Raw genomic sequence first — 25,549 nt, 5'->3', positions numbered from 1 at the left:
AAATCCCTTCCCCGTTCTCTGTCCACAGCTGTCAGCGGTACGTACGCGGTCACCCGGCCGCTCCGCCGCGCTGTGCGGCGGCGAGGATCTCCTTCGCCGTGGTTCCGACGTGCGGGGCTTCCAGGCAGCTGAAGTGGTCGCCGGGCACCTCCGTCACCGTCAGGTCGCCGAGGCACGTGTCGCGCCAGTAGGCGGTCATGTCCGACTGCAGCCCGGGCAGGAACTGGAGCGTGCCCCGCGGGTTCAGGAACGTCATGTCGCCGGCGTACAGGTCGGGCCGGTGCGAGGTCGCGGCCGCGAAGCTCTGCCGGAAAACGCCGTAGAGCTCAGTCACCTGCTGGGCCGAACCGACGGGAGAGCCCTGGTCGAGGAGGTGTGCGCTCAGGGTGTCCAGCCGTTCCTGGGGGTCGCGTGCGCGCAACGCCTTGAAGCACTCTGCGACCTCGGCCAGACCCGGATCACCGTCGAGGGCGTCGAAGGCCCCTTCGCCGACCGTGCCGGGCGTCGCGGCGAGCACGGTGCGCAGTGCCCGGCCCATCAGCTCCTCGTCCTTGTGGTAGCCCATCGCTCCCAGGTCGGCCGAGAGAACGCGGCCGAAGGCGTACTCGTAGAGCAGCTCGTCCTCTATCCGGTACGGGACGCGGTAGCTGCTCACCACAGTGAGGGAGGCGACGTCCGCGCCCGCTTCGGTGAGCCGGCCGGCCATCTCGGTGGCCAGCAGGCCGCCGAGGCAGTATCCGACGACGTGGAACCGCCGGTGGCCTTGGGCGAGCAGCTCTTCGGCATAGTCACCGGCGAGCCGTGAGATGAGCTGCTCGGCGTCCAGAGCAAGGTAGCCGCGCATGTCGTTGACGGCGAGACCGGCGAGCGGGCCGTGCTCGGCCAGTTCCCTGGCCAGCTTCCGGTACGGCGCCATCGTCCCAATGCCTTCGTGCACCAGCACCCGCAAGGCTCCCTCGGACGCGTCGTTGAGCGGGACGACGGGAGAGAGCGCGGGAGCGCTGCCGGCGGCCTGTTCGGCGGGCCGGTACTGACGGATGTAGTCGGCGAGTTCGGCGACGGTGGGCTGGTTGAGCAGCCGCCGCAGCAGGCCGTCGAAGTAGAGCTCGGCGCATTCGTGAACCTGTTCCCGGATGCGGCCGACGAACTGGGCGACCAGCAGCGAGTCACCGCCGAGGTCGAAGAAGTTTTGCCGCCGGCCCACGGACGGGACACCGAGGACGTCGGCGGCGAGGGCCGCCAGTGTCTCTTCGAGGGCGTCGGTGACTTCCTCCTGCACGACGGTGTCCTCGGGCCGTGTGGTGCTCCGCAGCCGCTCCCGGAGCGCCTTGCGGTCGACCTTTCCGTTGTCGGTGAGCGGCAGCGCGTCGAGGACCTCGATCTCCGCGGGGATCATGTGCTCGGGCAGGCGTCGCCGGAGGTGCTCGGTCAGCGCCGGGCCGTGGACGCGAGCCTGCTCGGGACGCAGCCGTACCGCGAAGACGTGCTGTCCCATCCCGGAGAGCGCGTCGTCCTCCTCCGGCAGGCAGACGACCGAGTCGGCGCCCAGTGCGGCTGTCAGGTCCAGCCACTGCCGCCGGGTGACGAACGTGGTGTCATGCTCCGCACGGAAGTCCTCGAACTCCTCCATCATGAACGCCTGCGAAACGCTGATCTCCAGGTGCTCGCGGGTCGCCTCGATGAGAACCAGCCAGCCGCCCGGTACGAGGAGTTCCTTGAGTTGGCGCAGCGTGCGTTCGGTGTGCCGGGCGTTGTTCAGCACGCCGCCGCACAGCACCACGTCGTAGGAGTTCGCGGCGAGGCCCTGGGGCCGGTAGTCCGCGTTGAGGTCGTAGAGCTGGTACTCCATGTCCGTGCGGTCGGCGAAGCGGGCACGCGCTCCCTGCAGGAAGTACTGCGAGACGTCGGTGAAGGTGTAGTGGAAGTCGTAGGGGGCCAGGGCCTCCACGGCATGCCGGGTGGTGCTGGCGATGCCGCCGCCGACCTCCAGCACGCGCAGCGGTCCGTCGGCGGCCGTACGGGCCTCGGCGATGCAGCGCAGGGCCTGTGCCGCGACACGGTTGTTGTGTTCGGCCGCCACGTTGTGGCTGTAGGTCGCCTCGGCGACGTCCTGGCGCCCTTCGGGGAAGAACATCCGGGAGGGGTTGGCCTCGCCGCGCAGCAGCGCCCGGAGGCTCTCCGCGCTGCCCCGGAAGTACGCCATGAGGGGCGCGGGGCACAGCCGTTCGGTTCGAGCCGCCTCGGCGCGTTCCCAGGCCCGGGTGCGGTCCGCGACGTCGGCCGGCTGCAGGCCGTAGTGGCGTCCGTCGTCGTCGCGGCGCACCATACCGGCGGCCGCCAGTTCGCGGAGCCATCGCCGTACGAGGGAGTGGTGTTCAGGCAGCGCGCCGAGCGCGGTGGCGAGGTCCGCCGCCGTCACCGCACCGCCGTCCGCGAACAGCCCGGTCTCGCCGAGCGTCTGGGCCATGGAGGTCAGCAGGGCAGCTTCCAGCTCACGGACGAAGCGGCCGATGGCCTCGCCGTCGACGTCGCCCTCGAGGTCGGCGCGGACCGCTGCCGCGGCGGCGATCAGGTCGCTCACCACATCGTCGGCGGGCTCGGGGGCTGTGTCGAGTGTCTTGCCCGTGACGAACGCGCACAGCTTGCGGTCGGCAGCGCTCTCTCCGGTGACGACGGCGGCGGCCGCTCCGACGGACGGGGCGGAGCTCAGTCCTTCCTCGACCTCGGCCAGCTCGATCCGGTGCCCTCTGATCTTGACCTGGGCGTCCTCGCGGCCGAGGAATTCGATCGTGCCGTCGGGCAGATAGCGCCCGAGGTCACCGGTGCGGTACAGCCGCTCACCGGTGGCGGGGTGCCGGATGAACTTGGCGGCGGTGAGCGCGTCGTCGCCGAGATACCCCTGGGCCACGCCCGCGCCGCCGATGTACAGCTCGCCCGCGACCAGTTCGGGGCGGTCGCCCAGGTCCTGGTCGAGGACTGCGAACGTCTGGTTGGCCAGCGGCGTACCGTACGGAATGCTGCGCAGGTCCTCCGTCATGTCGTCCAAGGGGTGGTGGATCGACCAGATCGCTGCTTCGGTCGCTCCGCCGAGGCTCACGGCCCTCAGCTGGGGGAGCAGTCGGGCCAGCTCTCCCGGGAGCGTCACGGGTATCCAGTCTCCGGACAGCAGCGCCAGCCTCAGTCCAGAGAGCGCCCCGGCGGGTATGCGGTCGCGTTCCGCGTTGAGGTAGTGGGCGAGCATCTGCATCTGGGCCGGTACGGAGTTCCAGAGGGTCACGCCGTGGTCGGCGGCGGTGCGAGCCCAGTGGGAGGGGTCGGACCGGCCTTCGTGTCCGGGCAGCACAAGGGCGCCGCCGACGGACAGCGGTCCGAAGAGGTCGTAGACGGACAGGTCGAACCCGAGGTTGGCGAGTCCCAGGACGCGGTCGTCGGCGCTGACGGCGAACCGCCGGTTGATGTCCTCGATGGTGTTGAGGGCACTGCGGTGGCTGATCATCACCCCCTTGGGCCGCCCTGTGGAACCCGAGGTGTAAATGACGTATGCGAGGTCGTCGGGGGCAGTCGGCGGTTCGTCGAGGATGCGGGCCGTGGTGACGGGGGCCAGGGTGTCGACGGGGATGTGGGGGATGCCGGTGGCGTGTGCGGCATCGGCCAGCCAGGACTGGGTGAGGACGCAGCGGACGGCCGCGTCCTGGAGTATCCGGTCGCGCCGCAGCTCCGGCTGGAGGGAGTCGACCGGCAGGTACGCGCGACCGGCGAGGAGGGTGCCGAGCACGGCCGCGGGCTGCTCCCAGCCCTTGTCCATCACCACGGCGACGAGTTCGCCGGGGTCGGTGCGGTCCCGCACCTCCTCGGCCACGGCCCGGGCGTGGTCCAGCAGTTCCCGGTAGGTCAGGGTGCGACGGGCGCTGATGACGGCGGGCCGTTCGGGGGTGAGGCCGGCCTGGCGGACGAACTCCTCGTGCAGCAGCCCCTCGGGAAGCGGGGCGGCCGTGTCGTTCACCGCGCGGCGGCGGTCACGCTGGTCGGCCGGCAGCGGTACGGGGGCCAGTTCGCGCCACGCTTCGTCGCCTTCGGCGAGGCGCAGCAGCAGGGTGCGGTAGGCGTCGAACATGGCGTCCAGGACGCGCTCCGGTACCACGCCTTCTCGTACGTCCCAGTTCGTGGCGAGGCCACCGCGCCGCTCGATGTTCTGGCAGTCGATCCACACTTGCGGTGTCTGGCTGATGCCGTGGCCGAGCTGCCCCCAGGCCTCCTCGCCAAGGCCGTCGTCGGTGCCGCCGACGCCGATGGCGCTGGTGAAGACGACGGGCATCAGGGCAGCTTCCTGACCACGCCGCCGGGACAGCTCACGCATGACCTCGACACCTGAGCACAGTCGGTGGTCCAGGTCCTCCCAGAGCCGTCCCTGGAGAGCGCTCGCCCGCTCGGCGAGCGGGACCCCGTGGTCCTGGCTGACCTCAAGGAGGTCGACGGAGGTGAAGTCGCCGATGAGGCGGGGAACATCGGGGTGCAGGGGCAGGCGGTTCAGCAGGGTGAGGTTCACGGTGAACCGCGGGTGTCTGCTCCACGCGCCGATCACCTCGGTGTACGCGGCGAGTACGGCGGTCGACGCGGTGACGCCGTGCCGACCCGCACGTTCCCGCAGTGCGGACCATTGCGGCGGGGTGAGGCCGAACGCGTACCGGCGGAAGTGGGGCCGCCCCTCGGCCCCGGCGTCCCGCTCCATCGGGAGCTCGGGGGCGGGCGGCAATTCGTCGATCCGCTGCCACCAGTAGGCCCGGTCCTCCTCGTAGCGAGGACCTGTCCGCAGTTCGCGCTCGGCGCGGAGGTAGTCGCGGAACTGGATGGTCGGAGCCGGCAGTTCGGCGTCGGGACACTCGTACAGCTGACGGAGTTCGTCCAGCAGGAGCTGGATGCTGAGGAAGTCGGCGATGAGGAAGTCGACGGAGAAGTGCAGGACGTCCTTGCCGGGGCCGCGGGTCACACGGAGGTCGAAGAGGGGCCACACCGTGCTGTCGTAGACCCGGTGGCCCATTTCCTCCCGTATCTCCTCCGTCCGGGCAGCGCGTTCTTCCGGGCTGTCCGAGGCCAGGTCCTCGACGGCGACGCGATAGGCGGGCCGGCTCGGCGCCACCTGCTGGGTGCCGTCGTCGGCGACCGTGGCACGCAGCATGTCGTGCCGTTCGATCATCTTCTGCCAGGCGGCTTCCAGACGTGCCGGGTCGAGCACGTCGAACTCCAGCTCGCCGTAGCCGTGGCAGGAAACGCCGCCGTAGGCGAAGACGTCCCGGCGGCCGAGCAGGTACGCGGACTGCATGTCCGTGAGGGGGAAGGGATCGTGACGGCTCTCCGGATCCGGCTCGGCCGTCCACCCGTCGGCGGCCCGGCGCAGCCGTTCCAGGACCTCGGGTTTGCGACGCCGGAGCTCCTTGCGCAGCTCTTGGGTCAGGGCTCCGGCCGGCGACCGGTAATGCAGTCCGCCGTCCTCTTCCCAAAGCTGAATGCCCCGTCGTTCGAGTTCAGCGATGAGCAGTTCAGCAGCATTCATCCGAAGTCCTCCTGAAAGAGGGGCCGGCACGCAAAGAACGCGCTCCCCCGTCGACAACCAACTGCGGACACCGGTCATGCGCCTGGTCAAAGGCGCGGCGCGCAGCAGAAACGTCGTACGCCACCTACTGATCAATCCGGACGGGCTAGAAGCTAACACCCGGTCAACTTCAGCCACAACCCTCTTCCGTGGTAGAGCGGCACCTGGTTTGATTACGCGTATACATGATCCGCTTCGAGGAGACGAGGAACGCGCTGATGACGGAAAGCCCGACGACTGACCATCGCGAGGCGGCAGCGCAACCAGAACGCTGGACACAGGCTCAAAAACGGCTGCTGATCGTCGTCGCGGCCGCAGCGGGAATCTCCGGAATCGACACCACCATCGTCAATGTGGCGCTGCCGCACATCGGGACCGACCTGACGATCTCCCTGGCCGGACTCCAGTGGGTCGTGGATGCCTACAGCCTGCTGTACGGGGCCTTCCTGCTGACCGCCGGCGTGCTGGCCGACCGCTGGGGGCACCGCAGGATGTTCGTCCTCGGCGTACTCGCCTTCGCCCTGACCTCCACCGTGATCGCCGTTTCGCAGGGGCCGGAGGTGCTGATCGTTGCGCGTGCCGCGCAGGGAATCTCCGCGGCCGTCCTGACCTCCGCGGGGCTGGCCCAGCTGACGGCCGGCTTTCCCGGCCAGGCCCGGGCCCGCGCGCTGGGCCTCTACACCACCGTGGCGTCCTTGTCGTTCGTCGTCGGCCCGCTCCTGGGCGGAGTGCTCGTCGACTCGGCCGGCTGGCGCTGGGCCTTCCTGATCAACCTGCCGCTGTGCCTGGCGGTCGTGGCCGGCTCCCGCGGCCTGCCCGACGGCCACCGGTCCGCCGACCGGCCGCTGGACCCCGCGGGCCTGCTCCTTTCCGCCGCCGGTCTGATCGCGGTGACGTACGCGGTGATCGCGGCACCGGACCACGGCTGGGCCGGCACGACGACCCTCGGCTGCCTCGTCGCCGGCATCCTTCTGCTCGTACTGTTCGTCGTGGCCGAGCGGCGCGGTCGCCATCCCCTGCTCGACCTGAGCCTCCTGCGCGCCCCCGCCTACAGCGGCGCGCTGCTCACGCTCTTCACCATCGTGGCGTCGTTCTTCGGTCTCATGATGTTCCTGGCCATCTGGTTCCAGCAGGTGCGCGGCTACTCCGCATTGCAGGCGGGGTCCGCCCTACTGCCCATCATCCTGCCGTTCATGGTGACGGCCCCCATGGGGGCCAAGCTGCTGAAGAAGTTCGGTACGGCGACCGTGACGGCGATCGGCAGCGCGGTCACGGCCGTCGGCCTGCTCCCCCTGACCATGCTGGAAACGGACAGCAGCTGGCTGCTCCTCGCACCTGCCCTGGTGGTCCTGGGCGCGGGGGGCGGGGTCGTCCAGGCCCCCGTCATGGCGGCGGCCCTCGGCGCGGTCCCCGTCGAGCGTGCCGGGCTGGCCAGCGGCCTCGCCAACAGCGTGCGTCCGCTGGGCATCGTGGTGGGCGTCGCGGCGCTCGGAACCGTGCTGGCCACGCAGGTCCGTAGCGCCCTGGAGGGGCCGCTGTCGGCGGCACACGTCGGTACCGAGCGCGCCGAAGGAATCATTCACGCCGTCTCGGCGGGTCGCCTGGAGACCGTGCCCGGCGTCCCGTTCCGCGCCCTGCAGGACGCCTTCACCCATGGGCTGACCGCAGTGGCCTGGGGAAGCGTGGTACTCGCGGTGTGCTCGGCCGTGATCGCCGCGGGCACCCTCCGCACCGGGCCCGCCACCCTCTCCGCGGGTGCCCCGGCACCCCAGGAGGACTGACTCGCCCGCCATGACGAGAGGGGCCCCGGGTTCGCGAACCCGGGGCCCCTTTCCTGCGTGCCGCCGAACCGTCAGGGTTTCGGCGTAAATCCCAGCTGCTCCATGAACTGGAGCCCGTCGGAACTCACCCAATACTCGGTGAACTTTCCGTCACGACAGCGGAAGATATCCATACCCGCGAAGGAGACCTCGGTTCCCACGGCGGCCGGCGAGCCAGGAAGTTCACCGTTGTACTTTCCCCGGAAAATCCACCTGCCGGACACCAGGTCGTTTTCCGCGAGCGGACCGACGACGACGTCGACGCGGACCTCGGAAAAGAGCGAGACTCCACGGCGGACCATTTCTGCCAGCTGAACGGGACCGGACACGTCCTCGCCCGGCCAGTGGGCAACGAAATCCGGGGCCGCGAGCTGCTCCGCAAGATCGTCCATCTTCTCCGGATCGGCGTGCCAGAGCTCGTCGATCCATTTCTTGTAGAGCGACCTGTTCTGCTCCGCACTCATGCGCGTCTCCTCACAGCCTGACGTTCGTGTACGCGTACACATACCTTACCCCGCCCCGTCAGATGCTGCCTTCGTCCATCGGCTCCGATGCCGACGGACGTCGGGACACGATCAGCTCGGCGAGCTGCCGCACGGTCGGTGCCGCGAGGAACTCGCGCAGCGTCACCACCACGCCAAAGGACTTACGGACAGACTCGACGAGCCGGGTCGCGAGCAGGCTGTCCCCGCCGAGGACGAAGAAGCTCTGGTCCCGGCCCAGCCGGTCGACGCCCAGCAGCTCCCGCCACTCCGCCGCGAGGGTCAGCTCCGTCTCCCCCCGCGGGGCTTCGAGGGTCCGCTCCTGCGGGCGCGCACCGCGCAGCTGCCGGACGACCTCGGCACGGTCGACCTTGCCGTTCGCGGTCAGGGGAAGCGCGGCCGCCTCGACCAGCAGCTCGGGGACCATGTAGCCCGGCAGCCGGTCCGCGAGCCAGGCACGCCATCCGTCCGGGGCCGGCCCGCCGGCAGGTGCCGGCCGGCCCGGCTCGGGCACCACGATCGCGGCGAGTCCGACCGCCGGTTCCCCGACGGTCGAGACCACGCACTGGGCGATGTCCGGGTGAGCGGTGAGTGCGGTCTCCACCTCGCCCAGCTCGATCCGGTGCCCGCGCACCTTCACCTGATGATCCGCCCGCCCCAGAAACTCCAACGTGCCGTCCGGCCAGTACCGACCCAGATCCCCGGTCCGATACCACCGCACCCCCTCGAACTCCACGAACTGCCGCGCCGTCCGCTCCGCATCACCGCAATACCCCAGCGCGACCCCCGCACCACCGATCCACAACTCACCCGGCACCCAGTCAGGACAATCCCGCCCCAGCTCATCCACCACACGGAAGCGCTGGTTGGTGAGGGGCCTGCCGTACGGAATGGCGGACCAGCCGGGGTCGACCTGGCCGACCACGAAGAAGTTCGACCACACCGCGGCTTCCGTGGCCCCACCCAGCGCAACGAGGCGGCAGCCGGGAGCCTCCCGCGCGAGCCGGCCGCGCAGGTCGAGGCCGACCCAGTCACCGGAGACCAGCGCCACGTCCAGGGAGGTCAGCGGCGGGCCGTCGGCCGCCGCGACGAGCAGCATGTCCAGCAGCGCGGGCACGGTGTTCCAGACCGTGACGTCCCGGCGTCGTACCAGTTCCGCCCAGCGCCGGGCCTCCCTGCGTTCGCCCTCCTCGATGAGGACGAGGGAACCGCCTGCCGACAGCAGCCCGAAGACGTCGTACACCGACAGGTCGAAGTCCAGCGCCGACACCGCCAGCACCCGGTCCTCCGGACCCACCTCGAACCGCGCGTTCACATCCTCCAGCGTGTTCACCGCCGCCGCGTGACTTACCATCACCCCCTTCGGCTCCCCGGTCGAACCGGACGTGAAGATGATGTACGCCAACCCGTCCGCGTCCACCCCCACCGGCTCCGCCAGCGGCTCCGCACCCAACGCCTCGTCCAGCAACGCCTCGGTGAGCACGACGGAGACGTCCGCCCGGGCGAGGATGCGCTCCGCGCGGCGCTCCGGCTGGTCGACTCCGATCGGGACGTACACGCCACCGGCCGCGAGAACCCCTAGGACAGCCGCGATCTGGCCGGGGCCCTTCGGCAGGCGGATCGCCACCGCGTCACCCGGCCGGACACCGGACGCGGTCAGGTGGCCTGCCACCCGCAGCGCCCGATCCGCGAGCCGGCCGTAGGACCAGGTCGTGCCGTCACCGCAGATCAGTGCGGGTGCCTCGGGAGCGGACTCGGCGCGTGCGAAGAACGCCTGGTGCAGCGTCGCCCGCCGCACCTCGCCCGTGGTCGCGTTGGCCTCCGTCCGGACGCTGTGCTGGGCAGCGGGCAGCGCGTCCGGCAGCGGCCGGGCCCAGTCCGCGTCGGCGAGGGAGAGCACCAGCTCACGGTGGGCGTCGAACATCGCATCCAGCATGCCCTCCGCGAACAGTTCCTCCACGGCGTCCCAGTTGAACCGGATGCCGCCCGCGAAGTCCATGACCTGGTAGTCCAACCACACCTGCGGCGTCTGGGAGAGGCCCCAGACCTGCTCCGCGAACGGCGGCGCCGCCAGCTCCGCGCCCACGCCGAGCGCGCTGGTGAACACCACCGGCATCGTCCCCGTGGCCCGGTCGTCCGACCGTGCCATGTCCCGCAGCACCTCGATCGCCGAGACCGTACCGTGGTCGAGGTCCTGCCACAGGCCGTCCTGGAACCTGCGAGCGCGTTCCAGCAGCGACTCACCGCGTCGCGGCCGGTACCCGGCCAACAGCAATGAGGTGAAGTCACCGACGACGGACCGGATCTCCGGGTGTGCCTCCTGCCGGTCGAAGAGGGTGAGGTTCAAGGTCACGTCCGCCCGGCTGGACCACCGGCCCAGCACCTCGGCGTAGCAGGTGGCCAACAGGGCCGCCGGCGTCAGGCCGTGGGCGCGCGCCTTGCCTCGGATCTTCTCCCACTGCTCCGCGGGGACGACGGCCTCGCGCCGTGTGAAGCGCGGCGCTTTGACCTGCTCGGGGTCGGTGCGCAGCGGAAGCTCGGGCGCGGGCGGCAGCTGGGCGGCGCGCTCACGCCAGTAGAGCCGGTCGGCCTCGCGGCGCTCCGCATCCGGCCGGACGTTCAGCAGGTAGTCCCGGAACGACAGGGTCAGCGGCGCCGGCTCGGCGCCGGGGTCCCGGTAGAGGGTCCCCAGCTCAGAGAAGACGATCATGATGCTCAGCGCGTCCAGCACGAGCAGGTCGAGGCTGAACGCGATGCGGGTCGGCCCGCCTGCCACCCGGACCGCCCGGATGTCGAAGAGCGGCCAGCGCGTCGAGTCGAGCACTTGGTGGGAGAGGCTGTCGCGCATCCTCGTGAGGGCTGCCTCCCGCTCCCCCGCGGACACGTCGGTGACGTCGATGCGGTACTCGGGGACGGCGGGCAGGATGCGTTGTGTTCCGTCCTCACCGAACACCGCCCGCAGCATCTCGTGTCGTGCCACCACACGGTTCCAGGCATTCTCCAGCCGGCGCACGTCGAGGTCGTCGTCCTCGAACTCCCAGTACCAGTGGGACGCCACTCCGCCGAGGGCGAAGTCCTCCGTCCTGCCGAACCAGTACGCCCGCTGCACGTCGGTCAGCGGGAACGGCTCGTAACGGCCCTCAAGGTCCTCGACGATCGTGGCGGCCGGGGCTTCCGCTGCCGTGTTCGTGCTCAGGGAGGCTGCGAAGTCCTTGAGCACCGGACGGGAGAGCAGCGTCCGGAGCTCCACCCCGGACAGGCCCGCGGCGCGCAGCCGCCCCGCCGCCCTGGTGGCGAGCAGGCTGTCACCGCCCAGGGCAAAGAAGCCGTCGTCACGCGTGACCCGGTCGACGCCCAGGAGCTCCTTCCAGACCTCGGCCACCTGCTGCTCGGCTCCGGCCCGCGGCGGTTCACCCGGCGTGCCGCCGGTGCGCGAGGCGTCCAGCAGGGCCGATATCCGCCTGCGGTCGATCTTCCCGTTGGCGTTCAGCGGCAGCTGTTCGAGTATCAGGATCCGCTCCGGGATCATGTACGAGGGGAGGCTCCCGACGAGCCGGTCGCGCAGCTCGTCCGGGTCCGGTGCGCGCCGTGCGGGCTGCACGGCCGCGGCCAGCTGCGGCGAGGTGCCGCCGGTCACCAGGACCACCGCCCGGGCGACATCGGGCTGCTGGTCGAATGCGGTCTCCACCTCGCCCAGCTCGATCCGGTGCCCGCGCACCTTCACCTGATGATCCGCCCGCCCCAGAAACTCCAACGTGCCGTCCGGCCAGTACCGACCCAGATCCCCGGTCCGATACCACCGCACCCCCTCGAACTCCACGAACTGCCGCGCCGTCCGCTCCGCATCCCCGCAATACCCCAGCGCGACCCCCGCACCACCGATCCACAACTCACCCGGCACCCAGTCGGGACAATCCCGCCCCAGCTCATCCACCACACGGCAGGTGACATTGGCGAGCGGCGCCCCGTACGGCACGGAGCGCCAGTGCTCGGGGATGCCGGTCACCTCGCACACCGTGGAGTGGATGGCGGCCTCGGTTGTGCCTCCGAGGCCGGCGAGCCGACTGTCGGGCGCCCACGTGCGCAAGCGGTCCCAGAGGTCCACCGTGACCCAGTCGCCGCCGAGCAGGGCGACACGTAGCGGCAAGCGCTGTCCGCTCTCCTCCGCCGCGATGAGGAGCATGTCCAGCAGCGCCGGTACGGACTGCCACACCGTCACCCCCTTGTGCCGCACGAGACCGGCCCAGCTCAGGGCATCGCGTCGCTCGTCCTCCGAGACGAGGACGAGGGAACCGCCGGCCGACAGCAACCCGAAGATGTCGTACACCGACAGGTCGAAGTCCAGCGCCGACACCGCCAGCACCCGGTCCTCCGGTCCCACCTCGAAGCGCCCGTTGAGATCCTCCACGGTGTTGACGGCCGCCGAGTGACTTACCATCACCCCCTTGGGCTCGCCCGTCGAACCGGACGTGAAGATGATGTAGGCCACCGCGTCCGTGTCCACCGTCACCGGCTCCGCGAGCGGGCCGGCCCGCAGTGCCTCGTCGAGCAGGAGTGGCTCGAGGCCCTCGGGCCAAGTCGGTTCCTCGCGCTCGTCCTTGTCGGTCAGGACGGTCCGGACGCCGGCCCGTCGGTAGATTTTTGCTCTGCGGGACGACGGCTGGTCGGTCCCGATCGGGACGTACGCGGCACCGGCGGCCAGTACGCCCAGGGCGGCGGCGACCTGTCCTGGCCCCTTGGGCAGGGTGACGGCCACGGTGTCTCCCGGTACGACACCGCCCGCCCGCAGTGCTCCCGCGACCCGCAGCGCCCGCTCGGCCAGTTCATCGTAGGTCTGCTGCTCGTCGTCTCCCCACAGCAGCGCCGGACGGCCGGGCGCCACGGCGGCCTGGTGGAAGAACTCCTCGTGCAGGAGCGAGCCACTGCCCGGGGCGCGCGTGTCGTTGCGGACGGCGCGTACGGCACGCTGGTCGTCCGGCAGCGGGTCGGGCAGCTGTCGGCCCCAGTCGTCATCGGGGCCGCCGAGCCACTCGATGATCCGGCGGTAGGCGCCGAACATGGCGTCCAGAACACCTTCGCCGAACAACTCCTGTTCCGCGTCCCAATTGAGCAGCAGTCCACCGTCATGCTCGGTGACCTGGTGATCCAGCCATACTTGCGGTCCTTGCGAGATCATCCAGGAAGGTGCACCGAAACATCGGCGCACCTCCTCGCTGAACAGCTCCCCCAAGCTGAGCCCACTGGTGAACACCACTGGCGCGTACACCGGATCGCCGTTGTTGGCCCGGGTCAGATCCCGCAGTACGTCGACGCCGGAGTATTCGGTGTGCGCCATGTCGGCCTGCAGCCGGCCCTGCAGCTGCCGCGCCCGGTCCAGAAAGGTGCCCGCCTCGCTGAGGTCGACTTCGAGCAGCAGAAGATTGGTGAAGTCCCCACTGAGCCGGAAGACATCCGGGTGCACCGCTTCCCTGTCGAAGAGCGGCAGGTTGAGTACGAAGTGCTTGCGGGAGCTCCATGCCGCCAGCACTTCGGCGAAGGCGGTGGCGAACACCGTGGAAAGCGTCACACCGTGCGACCTGGCGCGCGCCGCGAGCCGATCCCGCTCGGGGCCGCTGAGCCAGTGGTGACGACGGCTCGGTGACCGCCGTGTGAGCCGCTCCGGGTCCACTGCCAGCGGGAGTTCCGGGCCGCCGGGAAGCTCCGGCAGACGCTCCTGCCAGTACGTTCTGTCAGTCTGGCGGCCGCGCTCGCGGCGACGCGTGCGGTGCGCCAGGTATTGCGGGTAGCTGTAGTCGATGGGAGGCAGCGATGCATGCGGTGTGTCGTAGAGCGACGCGAGATCGGCCAGGACGATGCGGAAGCTCAGCGCGTCCGCCACGAGCATGTCGACACTGACGTGCACCCGGGTGGCACCATCCGGGAGCAGCGAGAGCTGGACGTCGAAGACCTCGCCGCGTTCGACCGCCAGGCGTCGGCCCGAGAGCTCCGCGCGCAACCGCGCCAATCGCTCCTCGGCCTCTTCCGTGCCGTGTTCCCGCAGGTCATGGATTGTCAGGCCGGGCCAAGCGCTCTGCTCGGCGATCCATTGCCGGCCGTCGTCGGTGAAGTGCGCCCGCAGCATCGCATGGCGCTGCGTGAGGGCACGGACAGCCTGTTCCAGGCGGTCGGGCCGCACGTCGCGTCCGGTGAACTCATTGTAGAAGTGTGCGGCGACGCCACCCAGTACCTGCTCGTCACCGCGGCCGATCCAGTACGCGTGCTGCATCAGGGCCAGATCGAACGGCTCCGTCCCGCTCGGGACGGATATCTCCTCCGCCCTCAGGCCCTGCTCCGCGCCGGCCTGCCCGGCTTCTCGCGCGGAGGCCACCGCGGCCCACCAGTCCTTCAGAACCGGGCGCGCGAACAGTTCGCCGAACGTGACACCCTCACCGTCCGCCTGCCACCGGTTGACCAATGTCATGATCATGATGGAGTCGAGCCCGAGTGCGGTGAGGTCGGCGTCGTCAGGGATCCTGTCGAGTGGCTCGTCCAGTATCTCCGCGATGTCCTGACGCATCAGCTCGATGGAAAGCGGCTCGCCGTCCTCGCCGTTGCCGAGCCCGACAGCCTGCTCCGCCTGTCCTCCCTCTTCGAAGAGAACGGCGGACTCGAACAACGTGGAGGAGCCGAAGAGGTCCCCCGCCGGCTCATCCTCCGGGGCCACCACATCCTCCGTGCGGCGTTCCACGTGCAGTACGTCCAACGCTCCGCGTCGGTAGAGCTGGAGAGCGTCATGAGCCACCGGCTCGCCGTCCGGCGAACGCGGCAAGCTCGACAGCCCCACACAGACGATCTCTTCAGGGGGTGACCGAAACTCTTCGGTCAGTGCGGTGCGCAGCACGCCGGCCACCGAGACAGGGGGCACGCTCGCCGGCTCTTGGGCGCACTCGACGAACACCGTCGGCCCATCGCCGAGAGACTGCTGAATCACGCAGATCCCACCGCATCGCGCCTCGGCCAACCGCCGCCCCAGAGCCTCCGCGAGCTCCCGTTCCGTTACGGGTCCTGTCCCTGACGCAATGCCCCGCTGCGCTTCCACCAGCCTGACCTCATTCAAGTCGGGAGTTTGTTTACTTGTACCCCAACCCCTCAACACCTGTACAGGGAACATGAGTTTCACTGGATGCCCTGCACCACACCAGGCGCAGTACGTATCCCCGGGAACACCACCCACTCCGCTGCAGTCCTCACGCTGTGACCAGCTACAACAGAACAGCGGCAGCCATCACCCTCCGGGCGGCGAACTCACGCCACGAAGCTGATGGGCGCAGTCGCCCCTCGGCACAACGCCCTCGTCGATGTCCTCGCACACGCCGGTGCCGGGCGGCTCGCGGATGTCTCGCCGCTCGCCGCCCGGCACCGGGGCGAGGTGTGCTGTTCGGGAGCTTCCGGGTCAGGCGAGGCCGAGGCGGCCGCGGACCCAGGCGTGGAATTCGCCGATGTGGTGTTCGCTCGGCACCAGGACGCCGCCCTTGGCGTACAGGCGGGAGCTCATCGCCGGCTGGCAGCGTTCGCAGGCGTCGAAGTCCTGCCGGTTGACCCGGTCGAAGAGCTCGACGGAGCGGCTGACGTCCTTGCCGGACTCCACGACGTGCGGCAGGTACAGCCAGTCGCACTCCACGATCGTACGGTCGGCCGCCATCGGATACATCCGGTGGAAGATCACGTGGTCGGGGACCAGGTTGATGAACACCTGCGGCCGCACCGTGATCGCGTAGTACCGGCGGTCCTGGTCCCCGGAGACCCCCGGAATGCGGTCCAGGCCCTCCGAGCCGTCGACGGTGAACCCCTGGACGTCCTCCCCGAACTCCGCGCCGTGGCCCACGTAGTACTGCGCGGCGAAGCCGTCGGCGAACTCCGGCAGCACCTCGGTCAGTTCCGGGTGGATCGTCGCGCAGTGGTAGCACTCCATGAAGTTCTCGATGATGAGCTTCCAGTTCGCCCGCACGTCGTAGACGATCCGCTTGCCGAGTTCCAGGTTCTCGACGTCGTACGCGCTGATCGACTCGGCGTCGCCCAGCCGCGCCACCACGTCCTGGATCACCGACTCCTCGAACGAGGGCGGGTTCTCGGCCAGGCACACCCATACGTAGCCCAGCCACTCGCGCACCGCGATGGGCGCCAGACCGAATTCGGTGCGGCCGATGTCCGGCATCTTCGTCAGGTTCGGGGCAGCGACGAGCTTGCCGTTCAGGTCGTAGGTCCAGGCGTGGTACGGGCACTGGAAAGCCCGCTTCACCTCGCCCGACTCCTCCGTGCACAGCTTCGCGCCACGGTGCCGGCACACGTTGAAGAAGGCGCGGACGGAGTGGTCGCGGGACCGGGTCAGCAGGACGCTCTCGCGCCCGACGTCGACGGTCTTGAACGCACCGGGCTTGGCCAGGTCAGCGGAGCGGGCCGCGCAGAACCACATCGACTCAAAGATGTGTTCCTGCTCCAGGCGGAAGATCTCCGGGTCCGTGTAGTCATCACCGGGGAGAGTCGCGATCAGGCTCTCCGGAAGTCCGGTCGTAGTCATGGTTCACCTCGAGGAGAAGTGCCGTGAAGAGGGAAGGGGGAGGTGGAGCGGGGACGACGGACGCGGCGGAGCGCCGGTCCGGTCAGATTCCGGCGGCGCGTTCGGCTGCCTCGACGACATTGGCGAGCAGCATCGCCCGCGTCATGGGGCCGACGCCGCCGGGCATCGGGGCGACCCATCCGGCGACCTTGGCCACGTCCGGATGCACGTCGCCGAGCAGGCCCTCGTCGGTGCGGGTGATGCCGACGTCGAGGACGGCGGCGCCCGGCCGGACCATGTCCGGGGTGATCAGGCTCGGCGAGCCGGCCGCCGCGACGACGATGTCCGCCTCGCGGACGTGCCAGGGCAGGCCCTTGGTGCCGGTGTGGCAGAGGGTCACCGTGGCGTTCTCCGACCTGCGGGTGAGCAGCAGGCCGATGGGCCGGCCGACCGTGACACCGCGGCCGATCACGCAGACCCGGGCACCGGCGAGCGGGACGTCGTGGCGGCGCAGCAGTTCGACGATGCCGCGCGGGGTGCAGGGCAGCGGGCTGTCGACGCCGAGGACCAGTCTGCCCAGGCTGACCGGGTGCAGTCCGTCGGCGTCCTTCGCCGGGTCCATCCGCTCCAGTACGGCGTTGGCGTCGAGCCCGCGCGGCAGGGGCAGCTGGACGATGTAACCGGTGCACGCCGGGTCGGCGTTGAGCTCGTCGATGACGTGCTCCACCTGCTCCTGCGTCGCGTCGGCCGGCAGTTCGCGGCGGATCGAGGCGATCCCGACCTGGGCGCAGTCGCGGTGTTTGCCGCCGACGTACGCGTGGCTGCCGGGGTCGTCACCGACCAGTACCGTCCCGAGGCCGGGGACGACGCCGCGCTCGGCCAACGCCGCGACGCGGCCGGTGAGTTCCGTGCGGAGGGCGGCCGCGGTGCGGCGCCCGTCAAGGATGGTGGCGCTCATTCTTCTCCCCTTCTTGGATGGACACGGCCTGGCCACGAAGGCGCTGCATCTTCGGGTCGAACAGCGGCTCCTCGGCGACGACCGCCGGGATGTCCCGGTCGAAGTAGCCGATGTGCAGGGTGCGTCCTGGCGTGGCCAATTCCGCGGGCAGCCAGGCGTAGGCGATGCCCTTGCCGATCGTGTATCCGTACGCGGCGCTGGTGACGTAGCCGACCGGGCGGTCGCCGTCGTGGACCGGTTCCTTGCCCATGACCACGGCGGTGGGGTCGTCGATGGTCAGGCAGGTGAGGCGGCGGGTGACGGCGGCGGCGCGGCGCTCCAGGGCTTCGCGGCCGAGGAAGTCGCCCTTGTCCATGCGGACCGCGAAGCCGACGCCGGCCTCGTACGGGTCGTGTTCGTAGGTCATGTCGGTGCCGAAGGACCGGTAACCCTTCTCCAGCCGCAGGCTGTTGAAGGCGCCCCGGCCGGCCGCGATGCCGCCGTACGGCCGTGCCGCCTCCCAGAGCGTGTCCCAGAGCTTCAGGCCCATGTCGGCGGTGGTGTACAGCTCCCAGCCCGGCTCGCCGACGTAGGACAGCCGCATCGCGGTGACGGGGACGGAGCCGATGTACGCCTCCTTCGCGCGGAAGAAGCGCAGACCGTCGTTGGAGAAGTCCTGGTCGGTCAGCGGCTGGAGTACGTTCCGGGCCTTCGGCCCCCACAGGCCGATGCAGCAGGTGCCTGCGGTGATGTCGCGCACCGCCACCGATCCGTCCGCAGGCAGGTGCCGGGTGAACCAGTCCTGGTCCAGCGCGCCGTTCGCGCCGATCTGGAAGCGGTCCCGGCCCAGCCGCGCGACCGTCACGTCGCTGCGGATGCCGCCGTCCACGTCGAGCAGCAGGGTGTACGTGACCGAGCCCACCGACTTGTCGACGTTCCCCGTCGTCAGGCCCTGGAGGAACGCCGCGGCGCCGCGCCCGGTGACCTCCAGTCGCTTCAGTGCGGTCATGTCGTACAGGGCGACGCTCTCGCGGGTCGCCTGGGCCTCGGCGCCCACGATCGGCGACCAGTGGCGGGCTGCCCAGTCGTTGGGTGTGGGGATCTCCCGCCCCGCCAGCAGGTGCTCGTTGGCCGCGTACCACTGGGGCCGCTCATAGCCCGTCGCTTCGAGGAAGTACGCGCCGAGCTCCTGCTGGCGGGGGTGGAAGGGGCTGGTGCGCAGGGGTCGTGGCGCACCAGCCGGCTGGAGGGGGTGGAGGATGTCGTAGACCTCGTCGAAGTTCCGGCAGTCCCGCGCCAGGACGTACTCCGGGGCCAGCTGGTGGGGTTCAAAACGGTTGACGTCGCACTCGTGCAGATCGAACGACGAGCAGTACCCGTCCACCAGCCACTCGGCGACGGCCCGGCCCACGCCCGCGGAGTGGGTCACCCACACCGCTTCCGCCACCCAGAAGCCCTTCACCCGCGGCGACTCGCCCAGCAGCGGCATCCCGTCGGTGGTGAAGGAGAAGAGTCCGTTGATGCCCTCCTCGACCTTGGCCTCCCGCGTCGCCGGGAGCAGTGACTGCGTCTCGGCCCAGGCAGGGGCGAAGTCGTCGGGGGTGAAGCGCAGGACGGAGGGCATTTCCTCGGCCTCGTCCACCGGGAGGATGTCGTCGGCCGAGACCGGCATCGCGCGGTGACCGTAGTAGCCGATGCCCAGCCGGTCGAAGCGGTCCCGGTAATAGAGGTCGGCGTCCTGGTGGCGCAGGATCGGGCGTACGGCCTCCTCGTCCTGGCCCGCCAGGGCCGGTACGGGGCCCGTCCAGGCGAGCTGGTGGGCGAGCGGGGTCAGGGGGAGGTCCATGCCCACCATGCGGGCGACCTTCGGACCCCAGATGCCGGCGCAGCACACCACGATGTCCGCGGCGATCTCGCCGTGGTCGGTGACCACCGCGGTCACCCGGTCGCCACCGGCGCCGTCGTCCTCGGTCCGGATGTCCAGGACCTCGTGCCCGCCCAGGAGCCGCACTCCGCGGTCCTCGGCCGCCTTGAGCTGCGCCTCGACCGCCGGTACCGCCTTCGCCAGGCCGTCGGTCGGGATCAGCAGCCCGCCCAGGACCCGCTCGCGGGCCACCAGTGGGTGCAGCTCGACGCACTCGTCGGGGTCCACCAGCCGGGATTCGATGCCCCAGGAGGCGAGCCAGCCGTGCCGGCGCTGCAGTTCGCCGAGGCGCTCGGGGGACGTGGCTACCTCAAGGCCGCCGACCTGAAGGAAGCACGACTCCCCTGCCACCTCCAGCGCGGAGAACTTCTCCACGGTGTAGCGGGCCATCTCGGTCAGCGCCTTCGAGGCATTCGTCTGGAAGACCAGGCCCGGAGCGTGCGACGAGGACCCGCCGGTGGCCGGCAGAGGCCCCTGGTCGACCACCGTCACCTCGGTCCAGCCCCGGACGGACAGCTCATCGGCCAGTGCCGCCCCCACGACACCCGCACCGACGATGACCACGCGCGGTCCCGCCATCGCCACCACCCTCCCCTCAAGAAGTTGCTTTATACGCAACGCGCATCGGGTTGCGCAACACACAGTGCAGTCCGTCCGGAGCGCTGTCAAGAGGTGATCCCCGGTACTCCGCAAGCGAGTTGAAGCGGCCGTCGGCGGCTGGAGCGGCACCCCAACTCCCAGGTGGGCAAGGTCGGAACGGGGGCTTGACCGCAGGCGGCCACGCCCGGACCATGTTGCGTATCAAACACGCTGTTGCGTATTGCGCTTCTACTTGGAGGCCCGATGTCCCCTCGACCGCAGCCCGAGCGCGAGTACGTCCTCACCGTCTCGTGCCCCGACCGCTCCGGCCTCGTCCACGCCGTCACCGGCTTCGTCGTCCAGCACTCCGGGAACATCCAGGAAAGCCAGCAGTTCGACGACCGGCTCCAGGACCGCTTCTTCCTGCGCATGCGCTTCGACATCCCGGATCCGGGCACGTCGCTGGACGATCTGCGCTCCGGCTTCGCCCCCGTGGCCGAGGCGTACCGGATCTCCTGGAACCTCTACGAGGCGTCGACCCCGACCCGTACGCTGATCATGGTGTCCAAGTTCGGGCACTGCCTGAACGACCTGCTGTTCCGGCGCACCACCGGCGCGCTCAACATCGAAGTACCGGCGATCGTCTCCAACCACCGCGACTTCGAGCCCCTCGCGGAGAGCCACGGGATTCCGTTCCACCACATCCCCGTGACGCGGGATACGAAGCCCGAGGCGGAGGCGCGGCTGCTGGAGCTCGTCGACGAACTCGACGTCGATCTGGTGGTCCTCGCCCGCTACATGCAGATCCTCTCCAACGACCTGTGCAAGCAGCTCGAAGGCCGGGCGATCAACATCCATCACTCGTTCTTGCCGAGCTTCAAGGGTGCGCGGCCGTACGCCCAGGCGCACGAGCGCGGCGTCAAGCTCGTCGGTGCCACGGCGCACTACGTCACCCCGGACCTCGACGAGGGGCCCATCATCGAGCAGGACGTCGTCCGCGTGGACCACTCGCAGGGCCCCGACAACCTGGTCACCCTCGGCCGCGACGTCGAGGCGCAGGTCCTCGCGCGCGCGGTGAAGTGGCACACCGAGAGCCGGATCATGGTCAACGGCAGCCGCACGGTCGTCCTGCGCTGACCGGCCGCCCCGCCCCGGGGAAGCCCGCACAGCGGCTCCGGCCGGCGCGCTCGCGCCGGCCGGAGCCCAGGTGATTCCGCGCAGGTGATTCCGGCAGTACCGTCGCGCCCTACGCTTCGAGCCCCCAGCGGGCGGCCACGCGTACCGCGTCGGCCGTCGAGGCCACGTCGTGCACGCGCACGCACCAGGCGCCCTGCGTGGCGGCCAGGACGGTCACCGCGGAGGTGGCCGCGTCCCGCTGGTGCGGCGGCCGGGGCAGGCCCGTCGCCGGATCCGCCAGCAGCTCCCCCAGGAAGGACTTGCGGGCCGCGCCCACCAGGACCGGATACCCGAGCGCGACCACTTCCCGGAGGCGGCCCAGCAACTGCCAGTTGTGCTCGGGGGTCTTGGCGAACCCCAGCCCCGGGTCGAGGACGAGGCGGTCCGGCGCGATCCCGGCGCGCAGGGCCGCTTCGACGCGCAGCCGCAACTCGTCGGCCACATCGGCGGCGACATCGTCGTAGCCCGCGTGGGCCTGCATGCCGTCGGAATGCCCGCGCCAGTGCATCGCCACGTACGGCACCCCGGCGCGCGCCACCAGCGGCAGCATCGCGGGGTCGGCGAGACCGCCCGAAACGTCGTTGACCAGCCGTGCGCCGGCCTCGACGGCACGAGCGGCGACCTCGGCCCGCATGGTGTCGACACTGACCGTCGCCCCGGCGGCGGCCAGTTCGCGGACCACCGGCAGTACCCGCCGCAGCTCCTCCTCGGCCGGCGGACGCGCGGCGCCGGGCCGGGTCGACTCGCCGCCCACGTCGAGGATGTCCGCGCCCTCCGCCAGCAGCGCGAGGCCGTGGGCGACGGCCCGCTCCGGTGCGTACCACCGCCCGCCGTCGGAGAACGAGTCGGGCGTGACGTTCACGATGCCCATGACCAGGGCCCGGCCGGGCCGGGGCAGCCCGTCCGGGTACAGCGCGGGGGCTCCGGGGCCCGGCCGGGTCGCGGTGCTCATGCGGTGCCGCCCCGCGCCGCGGTGGCGAGCTGCCGGCGCCGGCGGGTGAACAGCTTGGTGCGGTCCACGCCCAGGACGGCGACCGGCTCCCCGGCGCGCCGGTAGACCGCGAGGAAGCCGCGGTCGGCCGGGCTGCCGTCCTCGACGGTGACGCTGTCGGCCGACGCGGCGTGCCCGGCGAACTGGATCCGCACGCCGTACTGATCGGACCAGAAGTAGGGCGGGCGGAGCGGACCGAGCGGGGCGGTGCCGCCGGACAGCAGCGCGGCCGCGGCCACCGCGGGGCGCTCCTTGGCGCCGGTCCAGTGCTCGATCCGGCGGTGGGCCGCGAGGGACGGGTCGTACCAGGCCGCGCAGTCACCGGCCGCGACGACGCCCGGCACACTGGTGATGCCGTCGGCGCCGCAGCGCACCCCGTTGTCGAGCGCGACACCGGACCCGGCGAGCCAGTCGGTGCACGGTGTCGCGCCGATGCCCGCGACGACGATGTCGGCGGGGATGCTGCGGCCGTCGTCGAGCAGCACCGCCGTCACCCGCGCCCGGCGGCCCTCTCCGGCGGGCGCCTCCCGGTCCCGCAGGCCCAGGGGCACCACCGCCGGGGCCGGCGCGGCGCCGGTCACTCCGCGCACCTCGGTGCCGCACAGCAGGCGCACCCCGTGGTCGGTGTGGAGCGCGGCGACGGCCGTTGCCATCTCCGGCCCGAGCGGACCGGCGAGCGGTGCCGGCCCGGCCACGACGAAGGTGACGTCCAGCCCCATGACGGCGGCGGTCGAGGCCACTTCGGCGCCGACGAAACCGCCGCCGATCACGACCAGCCGACCGCCGCGTACGAGGTCGTCGCGGAGGCCCCGGGCGTCGTCGAGGGTGCGCAGCACGTGCACGCCGGCCAGCCCTTCGCTGCCGGGCAGGGTCCGCGCGGCGGCCCCCGTGGCGATCACGACGCCGTCCGCGCGTACGTCCCTGCCGTCGGCGAGGCGTATCGCGCGCTCCCGCGTGTCCAGGCCGGTGGCCCGGGCCCCGAGTATCCACTCGGCTCCGAGGTCCTCGTCGTCCATTTCCAGGGCGAGTTCGGCCTCGTCGACCTTCCCGGTGAGGAACTCCTTCGACAACGGCGGTCTGTCGTACGGGCGGTGGGTTTCCTCGCCGATGAGGACGAGGCGTCCGTCATAGCCCTGATTGCGCAGCGAGCGGGCGGCGGAGAGTCCGGCGAGCGAGGCGCCGACGACGGCCACGGACTTCATGCCGCACCTCCGGCGGGGTGTTCGGCGGCACGGGAGGGCGGCAGGTACGGCGCGGCACCCGCGGGACGACGCGTGGGAAGCATCATGCACCTCGTTGCGTATGAAGAAACATAGTGCGCTTGGCGCAACGAGTCTGCGGGCGGCCAGAACCGGTGTCAAGGAATCGTCAGCACTGAGGGCCGGGTGCCTGTCGGTCAGGCACCCGGCCCTCGGCGGGAGATGTGCTCTACTCGCTGCCCGGAGACCGGAGTTGCTCCCCTTCCGGGAAGTCGGCGGTCACCTGCGTACGGGCGTCCTTCGGGGCTCGCCGGGCGAGGGTCGGCTCCTCGGTGGTGGCCCGTACGTCGCCGGTCACCTCCAGCCCGGTGACCGCGCGGCTGCCGGCGGCGAGGAGGTACCACTTCTTCGAGGGGCTGCGCCACCGCGTGCTCGCCACGACGTGCTGGCCGAAGCGGCTGCACGCGGCGGTGTCCCGGTCGCGGGCGACCACCGTGGCATCGGCGTCGGGCGCGGCCTCGGGGCGCCGCAGTCCCACTTCGATGTCGCCCGGGCCGCGCCAGGTGTCAGCGCGGCGGCAGGACCACACCGCGTGGCCGCCGTCCTCCGGCAGCCGCTGGCGGGCGAAGTCCCACACGCTGACGCTCCGCACTCCGCCGCCCCGCAGCCCGCTCATCCCGCACGCCGAGGCGGCCCAGGCGCGCAGCGCCTCCGTACTCGTGGCCTCGCGCGGGGGACGCGGGCGCTCGCGGTCCGGCAGCGGCATGTAGGTGAGGTGGGCCGGGAGCAGGTCGCCGAGGTCGGCGACGACGAAGGTGTGGTGCTCCACGATGCGTGCGGAGGACTTGAGCTGCAGCGCGGGACGGGCGTTGCAGTCGCCGTACTTCGGCCGCGCCACCGGCTCCGTGACGCCGTCGCGCGCTACGCGTACGGACCGGGCCGGGGTGTCGGGGCGCCGGAGGTCCCGCCGTTCGGCGGTGGCGATCCAGGGGGCGGTGAGGAAGCGCACCTGCCGCGCGGTGCGGCTGACGACCACGGCCGCCGCGGTGGTCACATCGGCGTCGTCGGCCCGCGCGAAGTCCAGCGCGGCCGTGCCGTCGCCGTCGCTCGGCTCGGTGTAGCGGACGATGCGGCGCTCGTCGTGGAGGACGACGACGGCGCGGCCGTCGATGTCGCCCGCGTACAGCAACGCGGGCGGGGTGGCGGGAAGTTCTTCGGTGGTCGCGGCTGCCGACGTGACCTCGGTGCCGGGCGCCGGGTGGGCCCAGGCGGCGAGCGCGCGGTGCAGCAGCTCCGTGTCGTCCACGCGGGCGCCGCGCGGGGCCCAGGCGGTGAAGTCGACGCGCGAGGTGTCGGCCCACCGGTCGCCGGGGGCCCGGACCAGGCGGCCGGTGTCCATGACGGGGGCGAGGTCCGCGGATATGGCGTCGCCGGCGCTCGGGGTCCCTCCGAAACCGTCGCCCGACGTGGCGGGCAGCACGGATATCGTCACCAGGGCCAGCAGTGCGGCGGTGAGGCCGGCGAGCCGCCGCCGCCGTCTGCGGCGCAGCAGGTCCGTCGGCCGGGTCTGCACGGAGCAGGGGTCGAACTCGGAGGCGTTCCCCAGGTCCGCCGCCGCCCGCGCGCTCAGGTACAGCAACTGTTCGGCGTCGCGGCGCGCCGCCGCGTCGGGCGGTGTGCCGAGCCGGGTGAGCAGCTCGCGGGCCGCCTCCTTCGGCATGTCCTCCAGCGAGCACAGCGCGAACAGCGCGCGTGCCGGGGCGGACGCCGCGGCCAGCGCGCGGTCGAGCGAAGTGGTGTCCCCGCTGCCCGCGCGCGGGAAGAGCCGCAGTCCCCAGACGGCCGGCAGCGCGGGCCGCAGGGCCCGTGGCCACGGCAGCCGGCGGGGCCAGCGCCGTGGCCGGGCGCCGTACGCCAGGCACGCGGTCAGGACGCGCTCGCGCACCCAGGCGTACTCGGGCTTCGGCCCGGGGCCCGCCGTATCGCCGGGCGGGCCGTCGCCGCCGGGCAGCGCGGCGCCGAGCGGTCCGGGCAGCGCCCGCTGCACCAGCCCGTGGGCCACGAGCACCCGCCGATGGCGGCCCAGCGCCGGCGGCAGCGCCACGAAGGCGATCCGCACGAGCTGTGGATACGCCTCCATGAGCGCGGCCTCGGCCCGCTCCGCGTTGATCCGTGCGGCAGCCCCTTTGGCCTGCCGCCGTCCTCGCCCCCACATGCCGATCGCCCCCTCCGGCGGATACGACGAATTCCGCACCAGGCAAACGAGTGACACGTACGACGGTCACGCTGACGCTCTGTCCGGTTCGCGCACGTCA

The 25,549-nt window shown here is 71.2% G+C and carries 11 protein-coding genes; 2 read left to right on the top strand and 9 right to left on the bottom strand.

Going from position 1 to position 25,549, the window contains the following annotated elements; genetic code table 11:
* Window positions 1-49: 49 nt before the first annotated feature.
* Window positions 50-5,551 (bottom strand): amino acid adenylation domain-containing protein, encoded by a 5,502-nt coding sequence (locus ABZ840_RS23450; protein WP_361562055.1) that lies wholly within the window; start codon window positions 5,549-5,551, stop codon window positions 50-52.
* 257 nt (window positions 5,552-5,808) lie between these two features.
* Here ABZ840_RS23450 and ABZ840_RS23445 point away from each other — a divergent pair, with 257 nt between their 5' ends.
* Window positions 5,809-7,371, top strand: coding sequence for an MFS transporter (locus ABZ840_RS23445; RefSeq protein ID WP_361562054.1), 1,563 nt, complete (start codon window positions 5,809-5,811; stop codon window positions 7,369-7,371).
* 71 nt (window positions 7,372-7,442) lie between these two features.
* Here the strand turns inward: ABZ840_RS23445 and ABZ840_RS23440 are convergent, their stop codons facing one another.
* From ABZ840_RS23440 to ABZ840_RS23420, 5 genes are all read right to left on the bottom strand, one after another.
* Window positions 7,443-7,874, bottom strand: coding sequence for an ester cyclase (locus tag ABZ840_RS23440; protein WP_361562053.1), 432 nt, complete (start codon window positions 7,872-7,874; stop codon window positions 7,443-7,445).
* Window positions 7,875-7,932: 58 nt separating this feature from the next.
* Window positions 7,933-14,595 (bottom strand): amino acid adenylation domain-containing protein, encoded by a 6,663-nt coding sequence (locus ABZ840_RS23435; protein WP_361562052.1) that lies wholly within the window; start codon window positions 14,593-14,595, stop codon window positions 7,933-7,935.
* 729 nt (window positions 14,596-15,324) lie between these two features.
* Window positions 15,325-16,449: an aromatic ring-hydroxylating dioxygenase subunit alpha gene (locus tag ABZ840_RS23430; protein ID WP_361562051.1), complete on the bottom strand. Its 1,125-nt coding sequence runs from the start codon at window positions 16,447-16,449 to the stop codon at window positions 15,325-15,327.
* A gap of 82 nt (window positions 16,450-16,531) precedes the next feature.
* Window positions 16,532-17,386, bottom strand: coding sequence for a bifunctional methylenetetrahydrofolate dehydrogenase/methenyltetrahydrofolate cyclohydrolase (locus ABZ840_RS23425; protein ID WP_361562050.1), 855 nt, complete (start codon window positions 17,384-17,386; stop codon window positions 16,532-16,534).
* Window positions 17,367-19,868, bottom strand: a complete 2,502-nt coding sequence (locus ABZ840_RS23420; protein ID WP_361562049.1) for an FAD-dependent oxidoreductase — start codon at window positions 19,866-19,868, stop codon at window positions 17,367-17,369. Before ABZ840_RS23420 ends, ABZ840_RS23425 begins: the two co-directional genes overlap by 20 nt.
* 264 nt (window positions 19,869-20,132) lie before the next feature.
* On the opposite strand from ABZ840_RS23420, the gene purU reads away from it, so the two are divergent.
* Window positions 20,133-21,005 (top strand): formyltetrahydrofolate deformylase, encoded by an 873-nt coding sequence (purU, locus tag ABZ840_RS23415; protein ID WP_361562048.1) that lies wholly within the window; start codon window positions 20,133-20,135, stop codon window positions 21,003-21,005.
* 109 nt (window positions 21,006-21,114) lie between these two features.
* Here the strand turns inward: purU and folP are convergent, their stop codons facing one another.
* From folP to ABZ840_RS23400, 3 genes are all read right to left on the bottom strand, one after another.
* On the bottom strand, window positions 21,115-21,996 hold the full coding sequence (folP, locus tag ABZ840_RS23410; RefSeq protein ID WP_361562047.1) for a dihydropteroate synthase: 882 nt from the start codon (window positions 21,994-21,996) through the stop codon (window positions 21,115-21,117).
* A complete protein-coding gene (locus ABZ840_RS23405) occupies window positions 21,993-23,237 on the bottom strand; it encodes an FAD-dependent oxidoreductase (RefSeq protein ID WP_361562046.1) in 1,245 nt (414 codons plus the stop codon). Before ABZ840_RS23405 ends, folP begins: the two co-directional genes overlap by 4 nt.
* A gap of 226 nt (window positions 23,238-23,463) precedes the next feature.
* Window positions 23,464-25,449, bottom strand: a complete 1,986-nt coding sequence (locus tag ABZ840_RS23400; RefSeq protein WP_361562045.1) for a hypothetical protein — start codon at window positions 25,447-25,449, stop codon at window positions 23,464-23,466.
* Between the last annotated feature and the right edge of the window lie 100 nt (window positions 25,450-25,549).

The organism is Streptomyces sp. NPDC047117 (genome assembly GCF_040643545.1).
Taxonomy (GTDB): domain Bacteria; phylum Actinomycetota; class Actinomycetes; order Streptomycetales; family Streptomycetaceae; genus Streptomyces.
The sequence above is the reverse complement of the archived record's forward strand: the minus strand, read 5'-3'. Positions and strand labels throughout refer to the sequence as shown.